At 39.8% G+C, this 16055-nt stretch carries 17 protein-coding genes; 8 read left to right on the forward strand and 9 right to left on the reverse strand.

The window, feature by feature from the left end; translation table 11 throughout:
- The first annotated feature begins 43 nt into the window (after positions 1 to 43).
- Positions 44 to 1156 carry a bifunctional histidinol-phosphatase/imidazoleglycerol-phosphate dehydratase HisB gene (gene hisB / locus G9X63_RS11005; protein WP_252623058.1) on the forward strand — a complete coding sequence of 371 codons (1113 nt, stop codon included), beginning with the start codon at positions 44 to 46 and terminating at the stop codon, positions 1154 to 1156.
- A 147-nt stretch (positions 1157 to 1303) separates the two neighbouring features.
- On the opposite strand, the gene G9X63_RS11010 is transcribed toward hisB, so the two are convergent.
- A complete protein-coding gene (locus tag G9X63_RS11010; RefSeq protein WP_130896824.1) occupies positions 1304 to 1978 on the reverse strand; it encodes a JAB domain-containing protein in 675 nt (224 codons plus the stop codon).
- A 74-nt stretch (positions 1979 to 2052) separates the two neighbouring features.
- On the reverse strand, positions 2053 to 2310 hold the full coding sequence (gene rpsT, locus G9X63_RS11015) for a 30S ribosomal protein S20 (protein ID WP_130896825.1): 258 nt from the start codon (positions 2308 to 2310) through the stop codon (positions 2053 to 2055).
- Between the two features lie 51 nt (positions 2311 to 2361).
- Here rpsT and G9X63_RS11020 point away from each other — a divergent pair, with 51 nt between their 5' ends.
- Both G9X63_RS11020 and G9X63_RS11025 read left to right on the forward strand, forming a co-directional pair.
- Positions 2362 to 3246, forward strand: a complete 885-nt coding sequence (locus tag G9X63_RS11020) for a zinc dependent phospholipase C family protein (RefSeq protein ID WP_252623060.1) — start codon at positions 2362 to 2364, stop codon at positions 3244 to 3246.
- An 18-nt stretch (positions 3247 to 3264) separates the two neighbouring features.
- Positions 3265 to 4446, forward strand: a complete 1182-nt coding sequence (locus tag G9X63_RS11025) for a class I SAM-dependent rRNA methyltransferase (protein ID WP_252623062.1) — start codon at positions 3265 to 3267, stop codon at positions 4444 to 4446.
- 33 nt (positions 4447 to 4479) lie between these two features.
- On the opposite strand, the gene lepB is transcribed toward G9X63_RS11025, so the two are convergent.
- From lepB to G9X63_RS11050, 5 genes are read right to left on the reverse strand one after another with little or no spacing between them, the layout of a single operon-like run.
- On the reverse strand, positions 4480 to 5643 hold the full coding sequence (lepB, locus tag G9X63_RS11030) for a signal peptidase I (RefSeq protein ID WP_252623065.1): 1164 nt from the start codon (positions 5641 to 5643) through the stop codon (positions 4480 to 4482).
- A gap of 1 nt (position 5644) precedes the next feature.
- Positions 5645 to 6358 (reverse strand): 4-hydroxy-tetrahydrodipicolinate reductase, encoded by a 714-nt coding sequence (dapB, locus tag G9X63_RS11035; RefSeq protein WP_252623066.1) that lies wholly within the window; start codon positions 6356 to 6358, stop codon positions 5645 to 5647.
- 2 nt (positions 6359 to 6360) lie between these two features.
- A complete protein-coding gene (locus tag G9X63_RS11040) occupies positions 6361 to 6900 on the reverse strand; it encodes a DUF5683 domain-containing protein (protein WP_130923235.1) in 540 nt (179 codons plus the stop codon).
- A gap of 53 nt (positions 6901 to 6953) precedes the next feature.
- Positions 6954 to 7874 carry a ParB/RepB/Spo0J family partition protein gene (locus tag G9X63_RS11045; RefSeq protein WP_130923234.1) on the reverse strand — a complete coding sequence of 307 codons (921 nt, stop codon included), beginning with the start codon at positions 7872 to 7874 and terminating at the stop codon, positions 6954 to 6956.
- 10 nt (positions 7875 to 7884) lie between these two features.
- Positions 7885 to 8664, reverse strand: coding sequence for a ParA family protein (locus G9X63_RS11050; protein WP_130896832.1), 780 nt, complete (start codon positions 8662 to 8664; stop codon positions 7885 to 7887).
- Between the two features lie 97 nt (positions 8665 to 8761).
- Between G9X63_RS11050 and G9X63_RS11055 the strand changes: the two genes are divergently transcribed.
- Entirely contained in the window at positions 8762 to 10348 is a 1587-nt protein-coding gene (locus G9X63_RS11055) for a peptide MFS transporter (RefSeq protein WP_252623067.1), read from the forward strand.
- A gap of 3 nt (positions 10349 to 10351) precedes the next feature.
- A complete protein-coding gene (locus G9X63_RS11060; RefSeq protein WP_252623068.1) occupies positions 10352 to 11053 on the forward strand; it encodes a VIT1/CCC1 transporter family protein in 702 nt (233 codons plus the stop codon).
- On the opposite strand, the gene ggt is transcribed toward G9X63_RS11060, so the two are convergent.
- Complete coding sequence (ggt, locus tag G9X63_RS11065) at positions 11047 to 12729, reverse strand: gamma-glutamyltransferase (protein WP_252623069.1); 1683 nt, start codon at positions 12727 to 12729, stop codon at positions 11047 to 11049. The two genes, G9X63_RS11060 and ggt, sit on opposite strands and share 7 nt — an antisense overlap.
- A 127-nt stretch (positions 12730 to 12856) precedes the next feature.
- Between ggt and G9X63_RS11070 the strand changes: the two genes are divergently transcribed.
- Together G9X63_RS11070 and G9X63_RS11075 are read left to right on the forward strand one after the other, a co-directional pair.
- Positions 12857 to 14095 (forward strand): aminotransferase class I/II-fold pyridoxal phosphate-dependent enzyme, encoded by a 1239-nt coding sequence (locus tag G9X63_RS11070; protein WP_130896835.1) that lies wholly within the window; start codon positions 12857 to 12859, stop codon positions 14093 to 14095.
- A gap of 176 nt (positions 14096 to 14271) precedes the next feature.
- A complete protein-coding gene (locus tag G9X63_RS11075) occupies positions 14272 to 14451 on the forward strand; it encodes a histone H1 (protein WP_130896836.1) in 180 nt (59 codons plus the stop codon).
- 51 nt (positions 14452 to 14502) lie between these two features.
- Here the strand turns inward: G9X63_RS11075 and G9X63_RS11080 are convergent, their stop codons facing one another.
- The gene (locus G9X63_RS11080; protein WP_130923230.1) at positions 14503 to 14907 is read right to left on the reverse strand and encodes a MaoC family dehydratase; all 405 of its coding nucleotides are present in this window, start codon (positions 14905 to 14907) and stop codon (positions 14503 to 14505) included.
- A 69-nt stretch (positions 14908 to 14976) separates the two neighbouring features.
- Between G9X63_RS11080 and G9X63_RS11085 the strand changes: the two genes are divergently transcribed.
- Positions 14977 to 15816 (forward strand): diacylglycerol/lipid kinase family protein, encoded by an 840-nt coding sequence (locus G9X63_RS11085; RefSeq protein WP_252623070.1) that lies wholly within the window; start codon positions 14977 to 14979, stop codon positions 15814 to 15816.
- The last annotated feature ends 239 nt before the right edge of the window (positions 15817 to 16055 follow it).

Raw genomic sequence — 16055 nt, forward strand, 5'->3', positions numbered from 1 at the left:
ACACAAAATTACCTTATTTTTTTTATTTGCTTACCTTTGTAAGATGAAAAAGGTGTTATTTATTGATAGAGATGGGACTTTAATTGAAGAACCTGTAATTGACCAACAAGTGGATAGTTTTGAAAAACTGGCCTTCTTGCCTGGGGTTATCTCTAATCTGAAGAAAATAGACACGATTGCTGACTACGAATTAGTGATGGTGACCAATCAGGATGGTTTAGGGACGGATTCTTTTCCAGAAGAAACTTTTTGGCCAGCACACCAAAAGATGTTAGACATCTTCGCATCGGAAGGTATCATCTTCCAACAGATTCACATTGATCGCAGTTTTCCACACGAAAATAAACCGACGCGTAAACCTGGTATTGGTTTATTGGGCGAATATTTCACAAATGAGTATGATTTAGCGAATTCTTTTGTCATCGGAGATCGTTTGACAGATATTGAACTTGCGAAGAATTTAGGTGCCAAAGGTATTTTCATCGGCGACCTCGAAATCCCTGCTGAATTGCTGCCTTTTACAGCATTACAGTGCACCAATTGGAATGAAATACACGAATTTTTCTTATTGCCTGCTAGACGAGTGTTTCATGAACGCAATACGCACGAAACTAAAATTGCCATTGACCTAAATTTAGATGGAAAAGGAGTTGCTAAGAACGAAACTGGCTTAGGCTTTTTCGATCATATGTTAGACCAAATAGCGAAACACGGTAATCTCGATTTAGCGGTTAAAGTGAATGGAGACCTTCATATAGACGAACACCACACGATCGAAGATACGGGTATAGCCTTAGGCGAGGCTTTTGCCTTAGCTTTAGGGAATAAGAAAGGGATAGAACGCTACGGTTTTTTGTTGCCCATGGATGATTGTTTAGCACAAGTTGCCATTGATTTCTCCGGTCGCAATTGGTTAGTTTGGGAGGCTAGTTTTAAACGAGAAATGATCGGTGAAATGCCTACTGAGATGTTTCATCATTTCTTCAAATCCTTTTCAGATGGAGCAAGATGTAACCTAAACATTCAAGCTACTGGAGATAACGAGCACCATAAAATTGAGGCAATCTTTAAAGGCTTTGCTAAGGCCATCAAAATTGCCGTAAACCGCGATCGAAAAAATTTAGATTCTTTGCCAAGTACCAAAGGACTTCTTTAAAATAATTTGTAAATTTGCATCATTAAACAACAATACAATGGGATATTCAGGAGCAGCGTTTTTTATCATCTTATTCGCAATTTCAATTGTAGTAGGTGCTAAACTTCAAAAGATCTATAAAGAGAGAGGAAAATAATCCTCTCTCTTTTAGTTTAATTTCCCATCGTCTGCAAAGCTATAAAAAGTAGACGACCCTATGATGAGGTGATCCACCACATCAATATCAAATATCTTACCTGCAGCCACGACTTGCTTCGTTAAATCTACATCTGACTTACTAGGACGCATTTGATCACTGGGATGATTATGTGCTAAAATGATGGATGAAGTCAATCGCTCTAAAGCAGACTTGTACAATAACCTAAGATCCACGGTAGTTCCTGATACTCCCCCCATACTTAATTTCTCCGCTAAAACCACCGTTGAGGCACGATTTAGGTGAAATACCCAAAACTCTTCTCGTATCAAATCAGCTAGATAAGGCTTAATCAAGCTATACGCATCTACCGAATTCCGAATCACTAGCTTGGAACTAGATTCATAGATTTGACGTCTTCTCCCTAATTCTAAAGCCGCCACAAGTAAAGCTGCCTTCGCAGGACCAATTCCCTTTAGTTTTTTAAAATCAAACGAATTGTAACGGGCTAATAAACACAAATCGCCATCGATGGCATTAAGCAAAAGTTGTGCTAAATCAGCAGCTGAATGTTCTGCGAACCCAGAACCAATCAGAATGGTCAAGATCTCAACCAACGACATATCACTTGCTCCTACGCGAGCTAATTTTTCTCGAGGCATATCCTCTTTCTGGGTGATTTTCATTCAAGAAAGGTAACCCATATAAACGAATAAACCCCTCTTGCGGAGGGGTTTATCACTATCTCGATAATCTACTATTAAGCAGCTACTTTGTTCACTAACTTAGCTAATTTAGATTTTTGATTTGCAGCTTTATTCTTGTGGATGATGTTTTTCTTAGCCAATTTATCCAAAGAAGAAGAAACTTGTTTGAAAAGCTCGATCACCACAGATTTTTCAGTCGTCAATCTCAATTTCTTGATTAATGTACGAGTTGATTTGTGTTGGTAACGATTACGTAAACGCTTTGCTTCGTTAGAACGGATACGTTTTAGTGCTGATTTATGATTTGCCATCTGTTAAATAAAATTCTCTTTTTACAAAATTGAAATGCAAAAGTAACCAATATGAAATTAAATAACAAGCGCTACCTTAAAATTTATATGTTTATTCTGTGTTCTGTAGCGGTACACGCAGAAACTTATAGCACTTGGGGATTCTTTGGCCATCGAAAAATCAATTTATTGGCAACCTATACCCTACCTTTCCCCTTACATTCTTTTTACCGAAGACATCAAAAAGAGTTACAAGAGCTTGCTGTCTTACCCGACTCGCGACGTTATATCCTAGATATTGAAGCTGCACGGCATTATATCGATTTAGATCAATACGATCTGAATCAAGTTAGTTTTAGCACTTGGGAACAAATGCTACGCAAAAAATCAGAAGATTCAGTAAGAAAGCACGGCATCGTACCCTGGCATATTCCCATTGTATATTCCCGTTTAGTTCAAGCCTTTATACAAAAAGATACCTTACAAATCGTCAAGTTATCTGCAGAGTTAGGTCACTATGTAGCTGACGCACACGTCCCTTTGCATACGAGTTCGAATTATGATGGTCAAAAAACGGGCCAAGGTGGACTGCATAGTTTTTGGGAATCTCGAATACCCGAAATCTTAGGGAATCAATTAGATCAATTTAGTGGACCCGCCACCTTCATTCCGGATGTACAACATAGCGCTTGGACGTGGGTACTTGCTTCGCATAAACAACTACCTCTCCTATTCTCTATGGCTACCCAAGTGAGCGCCGATTTAAAAGAAGGAGAAAAATATAGTTTTGAACAAAAGGGACAAGCTTTAGTCAAAATACAGAGCCTAAAATATAGTCTAGCGTACCACAAGGCACTAAATCGACAAATCGAATCTCGGTTCCAAGCAGCCGTAAAACACGTGGGAGATCTTTGGTATTCTGCTTGGCTTTCTGCAGGCCAACCATCTTTCGAATAAATTTTGCAATTTTGTGAAATGAAATCCACACTTTTTATTCAATTGAAGCCGGGAAAAGACGCTCCGGTTAAACGTTTTCACCCCTGGGTATTTTCCGGCGCCATTGCAAAACAAAGCCCCAATCTTCAAGATGGCGACTGGGTAAATGTAGTTAGTTCTAGAGACGAATTCCTAGGAACAGGTCACTACCACAATGGGAGTATTGCCGTTAAAATCATCTCTTTTCAAGAAATCGAATCGAAGAGTGATTTTTGGAAAAAACGCATTCAGAATGCGTGGGATTTACGCGCACTTTTGCCATTGGAAAAGACCAATGCCTTTCGCCTCATTCATGGTGAAGGAGACGGCTGCCCAGGCTTAATTATGGATTTATACAAAGATGTACTGGTATTCCAAGCGCACACCATCGGTATGCACCGTGATCGCGATGAGATCGTGGAAGCTGTAAAAGAAGTCTTAGGGAAGAAGATCAAGGCCATTTACGATAAAAGTCGGGAGACATTGCCTACAGAATATGCACAAAATTGCACGAATGGATACGTTTATGGAGATGTAGCGGTTCCTTACACGGTTAAAGAAAATGGAATCTCCTTCTCTATCAACTGGATCACCGGACAAAAAACAGGCTTCTTCATCGACCAGCGCGAAAACAGAGCCCTTTTAGCGAAATATGCGAAAGGCAAATCGGTACTTAATACCTTCTGTTATTCTGGCGGGTTCTCATTGTATGCCCTAGAGGCTGGAGCTACCTCTGTGATCTCTTTAGATGCCTCAGCTAAGGCCATCGATTTAGTGAAAGCTAATATCGAATTGAATAAGATGCAAAGCTTGCAGCACGAAGCTATTGTAGGCGAAACCCTACCCTATTTAAAGGCCAATGAAGACGAATTTGACATCATCGTTTTAGATCCACCTGCCTTTGCTAAATCAATGAATGCGAAACACAAAGCACTTCAGGGCTATCAAAAGATCAACGAGTTAGCGTTAAAGAAAATCAAGAAAAACGGTTTACTATTCACCTATTCTTGCTCTCAAGTCATTACACGCGATTTGTTTTACAATATGCTGGTAGCTGCAGGGATCGCAGTAGGTCGTGAAATCCAAGTGATTCATCAAATGACACAATCACCCGATCACCCGATCAACCTATTTCATCCAGAGAGTAATTACTTGAAGGGATTCGTTCTGAAGGTATTATAATCAAAAAAGGCAGCTCGAGAGCTGCCTTTTTTGTTAGTTTACGAATCTAAATAGTCGATTCCAGCGTATAATCTCCCAAAACTTCCAAGAGAATAAAGGCTTGTTCGCGTCAATCGACATCCAAACAAAGAACGCTTTTCCTACAATATGATCTGAAGGTACAAAACCCCAGAAGCGTGAATCAGCCGAGTTATGGCGATTATCACCCATCATAAAATAGTAATCCTGCTTGAAGGTATACGAAGTAATGGCCTTACCATCAATCGAAATTTGATATCCGCTAACCACTACATTCTTATTTCCTTCGTATTTCTGAATCGCTTCGCTATACAGAGCCACGTTTCCTGGTGTCAAAGGGACCGTTAATCCTTTAGCAGGAACTTTCAAAGGACCATAAAAATCACGGTTCCATTTGTATAAAGTGGTATCGTGCGGGAAAATATCCACAAAAGTTACACCCTTAGGATCTTTGAATAGATTCGTATCAAATGTTTTGTTGAAAGGCAAGGCTTGCATCTCCTCCATCATTGCCTTAGACGTATTCAACTTATAACCCCAAAGCACATTTTGTGAATCAGGCTCAGCTAAAGGCAACCAATCCGCAGAGTCATAGCTTGCATCTGGTGCATTGCGAATACCATAAGTCTCGAAGAATTTCTCTTCTAAATTCTCTTTAGTCTTCATAAAGATCGGATGTTGCATCCGAACGGGATTTTCCATCGCTTTACCATTCACAAGTACTTGTTGGTCGCGAACTTCCAAAACATCACCCGGAGTCGCCACACAGCGCTTCACATAAAACGTACGTAAATCAACAGGCGCATCACCATCCTCCTCAAAATTAGGCACATTAAAGACTACCGCGTCGCCTTGCTTCACTGAAGAAAACCCAGGAAGACGGTAAATAGGTAAATCTAACCAACGTAAATAAGAAGGAATATTCGTGAACCAAATTTTCTGATGCGTCAAAGGCAATTGTAAAGGTGTCTTAGGAGTCCGTACACCGTAATGCAATTTGCTTACAAACAGGAAGTCTCCTACCATCAAAGAACCCTCCATCGAAGGAGTCGGAATAGTATAAGCTTCGAAGACAAAAAATCGAATTAAAGTGGCTGCCACTACAGCGAATGCGACTGAATCTAGCCATTCTCTGAAGGCCGATTTTTGTTTTTTAGGTGTTTCTTTCGTTTCCTTCATCTTATTTTAACATATCGTCCATACCTAGGACTCCTTTTTTATCTTGTATCCACTCCGCTGCAATGACAGCACCCAAGGCAAATCCTTCACGGCTAAATGCCTCGTGAGTGATTTCAATTTGATCCACTTTGGAAATATACTTTACCGTATGAGTCCCTGGAATAATTGACTCACGTTGCGACCATATAGCCACCTCATTCGCTGCTGGAATCTCATTATTTACCCATTTGTCCTTCGTTGCATAGGCTTCCATGATACCTTCTGCGATAGTTATCGCCGTTCCACTAGGTGAATCTTTCTTCTCTAAATGATGGATCTCATTCGTATAAATATCGTATTCCTTGTGTGGTGCCATCAATTGAGCCAGCCTCTTATTCAAACGAAAGAACAAGTTCACCCCGATCGAATAGTTCGAAGCATAAAAGAAAGTCGAGTTCATTTCTTGGGTCAAAGTCTCTACTTCAGCCTTCTTCTCTAACCAACCCGTTGTACCGCAAACCACAGGAATTTGCTTATGAATACACGTCAGGATATTCGCATAAGCAGAAGCTGGGTTAGAAAATTCAATGGCAACATCCACTTCAACGGCAGATAAATTCAGCAAATCAGCCTGATTATCTACATCTATTTTAGCTACGATAGAATGGCCACGACCTAACGCTAAACGCTCGATCTCCTTGCCCATTTTACCATACCCGATTAAAACTATCTTCATCTTTATTTAAAATTAAATGACAAGGTAATGCCCGAGACCAAACTTTGGGAAAAAGGCTGGTAATCTACCGTAGGCTTTACCTTTAAACTGATATCATCCGAAACATCAAATGTTTTCAAATGAGCACTTACATTCGCATCCACCACATTCAAGGTCCACGCTAATACCATTCCAATATAGGTATAATCTCTATTTCTTCTATACCCATCCGTTAAACGCTTTAACTGATTCACATCTAAATCACGAATCGTACCATCTTCATAGGGTACAGCGACCGTGGTTGGAGGTTTGTAGGTAGGGTCATCTACATGAGTGGACACCTGGTAATAATACGCTCTATACTTTGCATATCGTACATCATTCCAATTTGCAATCATTCCTAACGACACAAAAGCGCCAGCCACTAACGGTAATTTCCAATACTGTCGATTATACAATTGCCCCCAGCCTGGGATCATTAAGGACTTAAGCGTGGCTTGTCGCGGAATGATTTTATACGGTTTTACCACCGGTTTTAATTGGACAGAATCCTTTAAATCCATAGAGGCTACACTAAAAGGCAGTAACAAAACTAGAAGAAAGTACTTCAAGTACATTATTGAACTCTGTTAAGAATGGTTAAAAGTTCTTCTTTCGATTTGAAACTTAACTTGATCTCCCCTTCCCCTTTTTCATTCATTTTCAAAGCAACAGGTGCATTGAAGAAGGATTTAAGCGTGGATTGCCATGCTTGTAGTTCCTGAGTAGATACTTTAACGGTAGCCGATCCAGTGGCTGGAGTATCCATATTTCCCGATTGGCGAACCGCATCTTCTAAACGACGAACGGACCAGTCTTCAGCAATGGCCTTTTGGAACAAGGTATTTTGCAAAACTGTATCTTCCAATGAAACTAAACAGCGAGCGTGTCCCATCGATAATTTAGTATCCCTGATCGCTACTTGAATATGCGGTGGTAATTTCAACAATCGCATATAATTCGTTACCGTAGAACGATTCTTACCTACACGAGCTCCTAAATCCTCTTGCTTTAGATCGCATTCCTCCATCAATCGCTTGTAGGAAAGTGCGATCTCGATGGCATTCAGGTTCTCCCGTTGAATGTTCTCAATCAAGGCCATTTCGATCATTTGTTGATCGTCAGCCGTCCGAACATAAGCCGGAATTGTCTTTAAACCAGCCAGTTTAGAAGCTTGAAAACGACGTTCCCCAGAAATTAATTGGTATTTTTTAGCAGAAACTTTCCGAACCGTAATGGGTTGAATAATTCCTTGAACACGTATCGATTCCGCTAATTCTTGCAAAGCCTCGGGTGCAAAATATTCACGGGGTTGAAATGGATTCGTTTCAATTAATTCCAGAGAAATCTCATCCATTAAATTCACTCCTTCTAGACTTCCTGCAAAATCAGAGGGATGACGTGCTTGCAAGCCGCCCCCATCAGAATCTTCTAACAAGGCCCCTAAACCTCGACCTAAACCCGTTCTCTTCTTTGTATTTTCTTGCTTTGCACTCATATTGCTGTACCTAGATGGTCACTAATAAACCATTCTTACGAATAATCTCTTTGGCTAAATTCAAATAACTAATCGCCCCCTTACTGTCCGCATCGTGTAAAATAGCCGGAACCCCAAAACTAGGTGACTCAGACAAACGAATATTACGCGGAATAATTGTCTCAAAAACCATATTCTTAAAGTGAGAATTCACTTCATTAACCACCTGATTAGATAAGCGCAAACGCAAATCGTACATCGTTAATAAAATCCCCTCGATCACTAAAGCGGTATTCAAACGTGACTGTATAATCTTAATCGTATTCAGTAATTTACCCAAACCCTCTAGCGCATAATATTCACATTGCACGGGAATAATCACCGAATCTGCAGCTGTAAGGCTATTAATCGTAATTAAACCTAGTGAAGGCGAACAATCCATTATGATGAAATCATATTGATCTTTCACGGCTTCTAAAGCTTCTTTCATCTTCCGTTCCCGGTTATTTAGATTGATCATTTCAATCTCCGCACCTACTAGATCAATGTGAGAAGGAATAATATCTAAAAAAGGAACTTCAGTGGGTAAAATACTATCTTGAACGGTAGAAAGTCCTACCATACATTCGTAGATACTATTTTTTACTTCTTTCGGATTAAATCCTAATCCAGAAGTAGAATTAGCCTGTGGATCCGCATCTATCAACAAGGTTTTAAATTCAAAAGCAGCTAAACTGGCAGCTAAATTAATAGCAGTCGTTGTTTTCCCTACTCCCCCTTTTTGATTTGCAATCGCGATTGTTTTGCCCATAGGATGTTTACCGAAATGAATTGACAATATTACAAAAAAGGTTTCACATCTATCTCGAATTTCTTGTATCTTGTCATCAAAAATTCAGTAACCCTATATGTCAGCAAACAGTACCTCTCATCCTAAAGGACTTTATTTTCTTTACTCCACCGAAATGTGGGAGCGCTTCAATTTTTATGGAATGCGCGCCATCTTATCTCTCTTTTTAGTAAGTGCACTTTCCTTTAAACAAGACGAGGCCGCCATTTTATATGGTGGATTTTTAGGGCTTAGTTATCTAACTCCTATGCTGGGCGGTTATATCTCAGACCGTTACGTTGGTAATCGCAACAGTATTATAGGCGGGGGATTTGCGATGGCGATAGGCCAGCTCTTGTTATTTAGTTCTGCCAGTACTTTCAAGCTAGACGTCCCTTTTGCCACGAATTTAATGTGGGGTGGTTTAGTATTTTTAATCTTAGGCAATGGCTTCTTTAAACCGAATATCTCTTCCATGGTGGGCCAACTGTATAAAAAAGGAGATAGTCGTTTAGATGCTGCTTTCACTATCTTTTATATGGGGATAAACACAGGAGCCATGCTGGGCATGCTTATTTGTCCTTGGTTAGGGGATGTTAAAGTGGATGGTGTTCGTGTTATTGAAGCTTTTAAATGGGGCTTTTTAGCAGCTGGAGCTGCGATGTTAATTGGAACCATCTTATTCATCCTTTTAAAGGGGGTATTTTTAAAGGCTCCAGATGGAAGTGAAATAGGTTTAGCCCCTACCTTTAGCGCCATTAAATCAGCAGATGAGGAGACAGAAAAAGCAGAGTTCTCGACTCAATCCATCGTTATTTCCAGCGCCTTATTTATTGGTCTAATCATCGGATTTCATTATTTATTCGTCACTGAAGTGGCTAATCCGATCAAAGACTGGATTTATCCTGTTATCTATTCAGCGGGAATCAGCTTAGCATTCTTGATAATGAGGGACAAAACCTTAACCAAAATTGAAAGAGATCGAATTTGGGTGATGTACTTTGTAGCCTTCTTTGTGATTTTCTTTTGGGCAGCCTATGAGCAAGCTGGATCATCACTGACCTTTATTGCAGATCAACAAACGGATTTGAACTTCTTTGGCATCCAATTACCTCCTAGTTCTGTCCAAAACGCTAATTCCTTTTTCATCATCATCTTAGCTTTCCCTTTCTCTTGGCTTTGGATGCGTCTTGCAAAAAAAGGAATTGAACCCAATTCACCAGGTAAACAAGCCATCGGATTACTGTTATTAGCCATTGGTTACTTGATCATCGCGATAAAAGTGAAAAACTTAGGTACAGACAAACTAGGGGTTATTTGGTTATTCATTATGTATTTATTCCATACCATGGGTGAATTGAGTCTCTCACCCATCGGATTGTCCTTAGTTTCTAAGTTAGCGCCTAAGCGATTCTCCTCTTTATTGATGGGTGTTTGGTTCTTAGCTAATGCGGCTGGTTATGCTTTATCTGGAACGCTAGGCGCTTTATTACCTCCTGCCACTGCGGTAGTAGGCCAAACCGTCTTCCCAAGTTTCCTTGGTTTTGAGATCAAAAACCTCTACGATTTTTTCATTGTATTTGTCATCATGGCAGGAATTGCCTCCATTCTACTGTTTGGACTTGCTAATGGACCACTTAAAAAAATGATGCACGGCATCCGATAAAATATGGATTCACACGATCACCACTTATACGAGAAACACCTGAAAAGTTCTGATTTTATCACTGACGTTGTGATAGGGATGTCAGATGGATTGACTGTGCCATTTGCTCTTGCCGCGGGCCTTTCTGGTGCTGTTGATTCAGCTAGCATCGTGACCACGGCTGGTGTTGCTGAAATTGTTGCCGGATCTATTGCGATGGGTTTAGGCGGTTATTTAGCTGGCCAAACAGAACAAGAGCACTACGAGTCAGAATTGAAACGCGAATACGACGAAGTTGAACGCGTGCCAGAGAGAGAAAAACAAGAAATTAGAGATGTATTTGAAGATTATGGTTTGAGCCCTGAGGCACAAGAAATTGTCGTAGAATGTATTTCCAAAGACAAGGATAAGTGGGTCGATTTCATGATGCGCTTCGAATTAGGGCTAGAGCGCCCTAACCCAAATCGTGCTAGAAATTCGGCCTTAACTATTGGTATCTCCTATATCATGGGAGGTTTCATTCCCCTTATTCCTTATTTCTATGTGGAAAAACCACAGGATGGTTTAATCTACTCTGCCGAAGTAACCATTTTAGCCTTGTTGGTATTTGGCTACTTTAAGAGCAAAGTAACCGGCCAAAACCCCATCATCGGATCATTAAAAGTAACCTCTATAGGTGCGGCAGCCGCCGCTGCCGCCTATTTCGTCGCTACCTTATTTCAATAAGCAGACACGGTATCATCCCCACGGGAATCTGCACCACCTTGCAGGTTCCCATTCGGTAACACTAAAATTCCTTCTACTAAACCAATAGCCGAAACAGGCGCAAAAGTATACCCTTTTGATTGAAGGCGAACTTGTTGTTCTGCTGAAAAACGATTCGGTTCTGACGTAATTTTCTCTGGCAACCATTGGTGATGAAAACGAGGATATTCTACCGCTTGTTGCATATTCATCCCCATTTCCAAGGTATTCAAAACCACTTGAAAGACACTCGTAATAATTGTTGAGCCTCCTGGAGTCCCCACCACCATTTTTAATTTACCGTTTTCCTCCACAATAGTAGGAGTCATACTAGAAAGCATACGCTTGTTAGGTTGAATCTCATTCGCCTTTGAACCGATTAAACCATAGAGATTAGGCGCACCTGCTTTGGCAGAAAAATCATCCATCTCATCATTCAAAAGGAAACCTGATCCACCCACAAATACTTTAGAACCATAAGAATTATTCAACGTAGTGGTGATAGACACTGCATTTCCTTCCCCGTCCACAATGCTATAATGCGTCGTTTCGGGACTCTCGTAACCCGGAAAAACTCCAGCCTGAATGTCAGAACTCTTAGTGGCCTGATTAAAATTCATCGAAGACATACGAGAAGTAGCATAAGTCGAATCGATTAATTCAGCTACAGGTACTTTGACAAAATCCGGATCCCCTAACCACTTCGCGCGATCCGCATACACACGCCGCTCTGCTTCGACCATCACCTGAATCGTCGAATCAGAGGTAGGACCCCAATTTTTAAGCGAGTAAGGGGCAACCATTTGTAATAATTGCGCAAAGGCTACTCCTCCACTGCTGGGTGGCGGCATTCCAATGATCTGGTAATTCTTGTATTGACTCTTGATAGGGGTACGCCAAACAGCCTGGTAATGACGTAAATCCTTCTTCGAAATGATGCCATTTTTTGATTTCATTTCTCTCACGATATTTCGAGCGGTTGGGCCTTTATAGAAACCTTTGGCCTTCTTTCTCAGGATTAACTCTAACGTATTCGCTAAATCCTCCTGCACTAACAAATCACCTGCCTTCCACTCTTTCCCCTCAGCCGATAGTAAATAATTCTTTCCTGGATTCTCTTTTATAAACTCTGTTCTCTGGCGATTTAAACCTCTAGCTTCTTTTTCAGTCAGCACTAAACCATTTCTAGCTAAAGCTACTGCCGGCTTTAAAAGCGCTTCCCATGGCAAGCGACCTAATTTTGCGTGCATTTCTTGCATCCCTGCCACTGTACCTGGAACTCCTACTGAAAATATTCCAGTCATACTTTTACCTGGAATAATATTACCCTCAGGATCTAAATACATATCTCTGCTCGCCGCTAAAGGAGCTTTTTCCCGATAATCTAATGCCTTAACGGCACCAGATTTATCCCGGTAAACGAGAAATCCTCCCCCACCAATATTCCCTGCAGATGGATGAGCCACAGCTAAAGCAAAATTCACAGCCACAGCTGCATCTACCGCATTTCCTCCATTTTTCAAGATCGCTAAACCAATTTCAGAAGCCGCAGGATGGGTAGAAACCACCATACCATTCTTTCCTTCCAGGAGAGGTTTCTGAGTGATTTGAGCCAAAAGAGAAAAATGTAGCGTGAGAAGGAGAAAATACTTAGTCATTTTAAGTTTGTTTTGAAATGAATCGACAAATTAATAGAATCCGATGATTTACTAACATTGCGATAATAAAAATATAATTTAACTTTGTGATTATTTAAAGAATTTTTCAATAAAACGTAGACTAACAGTGGATATTTTCGAGAAGGTAGTTAATAACATGGGACCCATCGGTGCACATGCCCATTATTCCCATCATTATTTTTCATTCCCAAAATTAACAGGAGAATTAGGCCCTAGAATGACTTTCATGGGCAAAGAAATGTTAAACTGGTCTTTAAATAACTATTTAGGACTTGCGAATCATCCAGAAGTAAGAAAAGCCGATGCTGAAGCTACCGCTAAATACGGTTTAGCCTACCCTATGGGAGCTCGAATGATGTCTGGTAATACAGATGAGCATGAAGAATTTGAGCGTCAATTGGCTGAATTCGTTGGAAAAGAGGATGCATTCTTACTAAACTACGGATACCAAGGCGTTATGTCAGTAATCGAATGCATGGTCGATCACAAAGATGTGATCGTATATGACGCAGAGTCTCATGCCTGTTTAATTGATGGAATACGTCTTCACAAGGCGAAAATGGGTCAATACTATAAGTTCAACCACAATGACATGGATTCATTGCGCAAGAACTTAGAGCGTGCGACTAAAATTACCAACGAAACGGGAGGTGGTATTTTAGTGATTACGGAAGGAGTTTTTGGGATGTCAGGAAAAGTAGGGTCCCTAGACAAGATTGTGGAAATGAAAAAAGACTTCAATTTCCGTATGTTAGTAGATGATGCTCACGGTTTTGGAACCATGGGTGACAATGGAAAAGGAGTAGGTGAATATTTAAACTGTACAGAAGGTATCGATTTATACTTCTCCACATTTGCTAAATCTATGGCTGCTATTGGAGCCTTCGTTGCGGCACCTAAGGAGATTATCATGTATTTAAAATACAATATGCGTTCTCAAACCTATGCAAAAGCATTACCTATGCCTTTTGTCATCGGTGGCATGAAACGTTTAGAGTTGATCAAAAAACATCCAGAATTAAGAGAAACCTTATGGGCTAATGTACGTGCCTTACAAAAGGGGTTAAAAGAGAAAGGATTTGATATCGGAGAAACTCAGTCTCCTGTAACACCCGTATTCTTACATGGTGAATATGATATTGCTGCGGTAACCAAACTAGTACGTGACTTACGCGAAAACATGGGTATATTCTGTAGCATTGTCGTTTATCCAGTAGTTCCTAAAGGCCAAATCATGTTAAGAATCATTCCTACCTCTTCTCACAGCTTAGCGGATATAGAATATACCTGCAATTGCTTTGCTGAAGTGCAAGAAAGATTGAAATCTGGCTACTATGCCCAATAATTGATTGATTTAACGGTTGAATAAGAAAAAATTGTACTTTTTTCAATTTTTTTTCTGTTTTTTCTTGATTTTAATTTGCACACAACAAGTTTTTTACTAAATTTCGCTTATTAAAGCTCATTTAAGGGCATAAAGACAATCTAATATTATTTACACAACCTAAAAAACAAATTATCATGAGTAGATTTGCACAAGTAAAGGACTTAATTTTATCTTTAGAAGGAGATTTCGAAAAATTCTACGATAAAGGAAATCAAGCAGCTGGTACTCGCGTAAGAGGTGGTTTACAACAATTGAAGACTTTAGCACAAGAAATTCGTACTGAAGTTCAAGACAAGAAAAACTCAGGAAAATAATTTTTCCCCTCTTGATAAAGAAAGCCCGATTTTCATCGGGCTTTTTTTTGTTTAAAAGAGTTCAGTATGCAGAGCAGATGCGAAACCATCCACCATCAGTTTACCACGTTCAAGTTCAAAAACTTGGGTTGCTATTTCAGCGGTATGTTTAGCTGGATTAGTACTCACAATTTCAAATTTAGCCTTGTAGGTAGTGCCCACAAATAAGGGACGCTTAAATTCTGAAACTTGCTTTAAATAAACACTGCCCTCACCAGGAAACTCCATTCCCATCACGCGAGAGAAAACACTCGCAATGAGAGCTCCATGAATAATGGGCTTTTTAAAGGGTGTAGTAGCGGCATAAGCTTCATCCCAATGCAAAGGATTAAAGTCGCCCGATATTTTACAGAAATCATTTACTTGTTCCTGAGTGAACGAGAATTCGATCTCATAAGAGTTTCCAACTTCTAACATAGATTGATCATTTTTTGTAAAATTAAACCAAAATTTGATTCTATTTTTGTACAAAATTAAATTAAACGCATGATTCACTTTATTCTTAACCCAAACGCAGGAACTAATTCTCCGCAAAAGAGGGCTAGAATAATCAACCTGTTGCAGGCTATCCCTAATTCCAAGATTTGGCAGACGGAACGAGTAAACCATGCTTCTGAATTAACAAAACAAGCTATTACAGAAGGAGCCTCTAAAATTGTGGCTGTGGGCGGGGATGGAACCATCAATGAAGTCGCTTCCTCCTTATTGTATAGCCACATTCCATTAGGAATTATACCTATGGGATCAGGGAATGGATTAGCAAGACATTTAGGAATTCCCTTTCCTTTCGAAAAAGCGCTAAATAAGGCTTTATATGGCACCATAATAGGTATTGATGCTGGTAAATGGAATGATCGCCCCTTCTTTTGTACCGCCGGAATCGGATTTGATGCTTATGTGGCAGCTCATTTTGCAAAGAGAGGTAAACGAGGATTCTTTAATTATGTCTATTCAAGCATTGTCTCCTTGCGCTCTTATCGGCCCATCGAAATCAAAGGCAAAGGTCCCACATTCTCTTTCACAGTAGCTAATGCCAATCAATTTGGAAACAATGCCTACATATCTCCTGAATCTGACTTGCAAGATGGTCAATTAGAATCAATTTACATAAAGCCAGGATCATTCTGGACTATTACTAATCTTGGAATAAGTCTATTTCGTAAAAACCTGCCTTACAATCCTTTAGTCACGATCTCTTCCATCAAATCATTACAAATTGATGCACCTGTAGGAATTCCCTATCACCTTGATGGCGAAAGTCTCCTACTCCAATCGGGGACCATTGAGATAGCAATACTGCCTTCCGCTCTTCTTGTTATAAAATAATTTTCTTATACTTTTTCAAGTTAAAGAATGATTAAACCACACTTAATTTGAACAATTTTTAGAAGCAAATTTTAGCGTCTTTTTTTTCGAAAAAAAACTGGATTTATTTTCGATTTCAAATTTGGAACGACATCTTATTTTACTATTTTTGTCTCCCCGCTTAAGAAAAAAGGTAGTCGTTTTCTTAATTAAGAACCATAATAAACGTATATAATATAAGCTAAGGTGAATTCCTTTAA

It is taken from the genome of Aquirufa antheringensis (assembly GCF_023921165.1).
Lineage (GTDB): Bacteria > Bacteroidota > Bacteroidia > Cytophagales > Spirosomataceae > Aquirufa > Aquirufa antheringensis.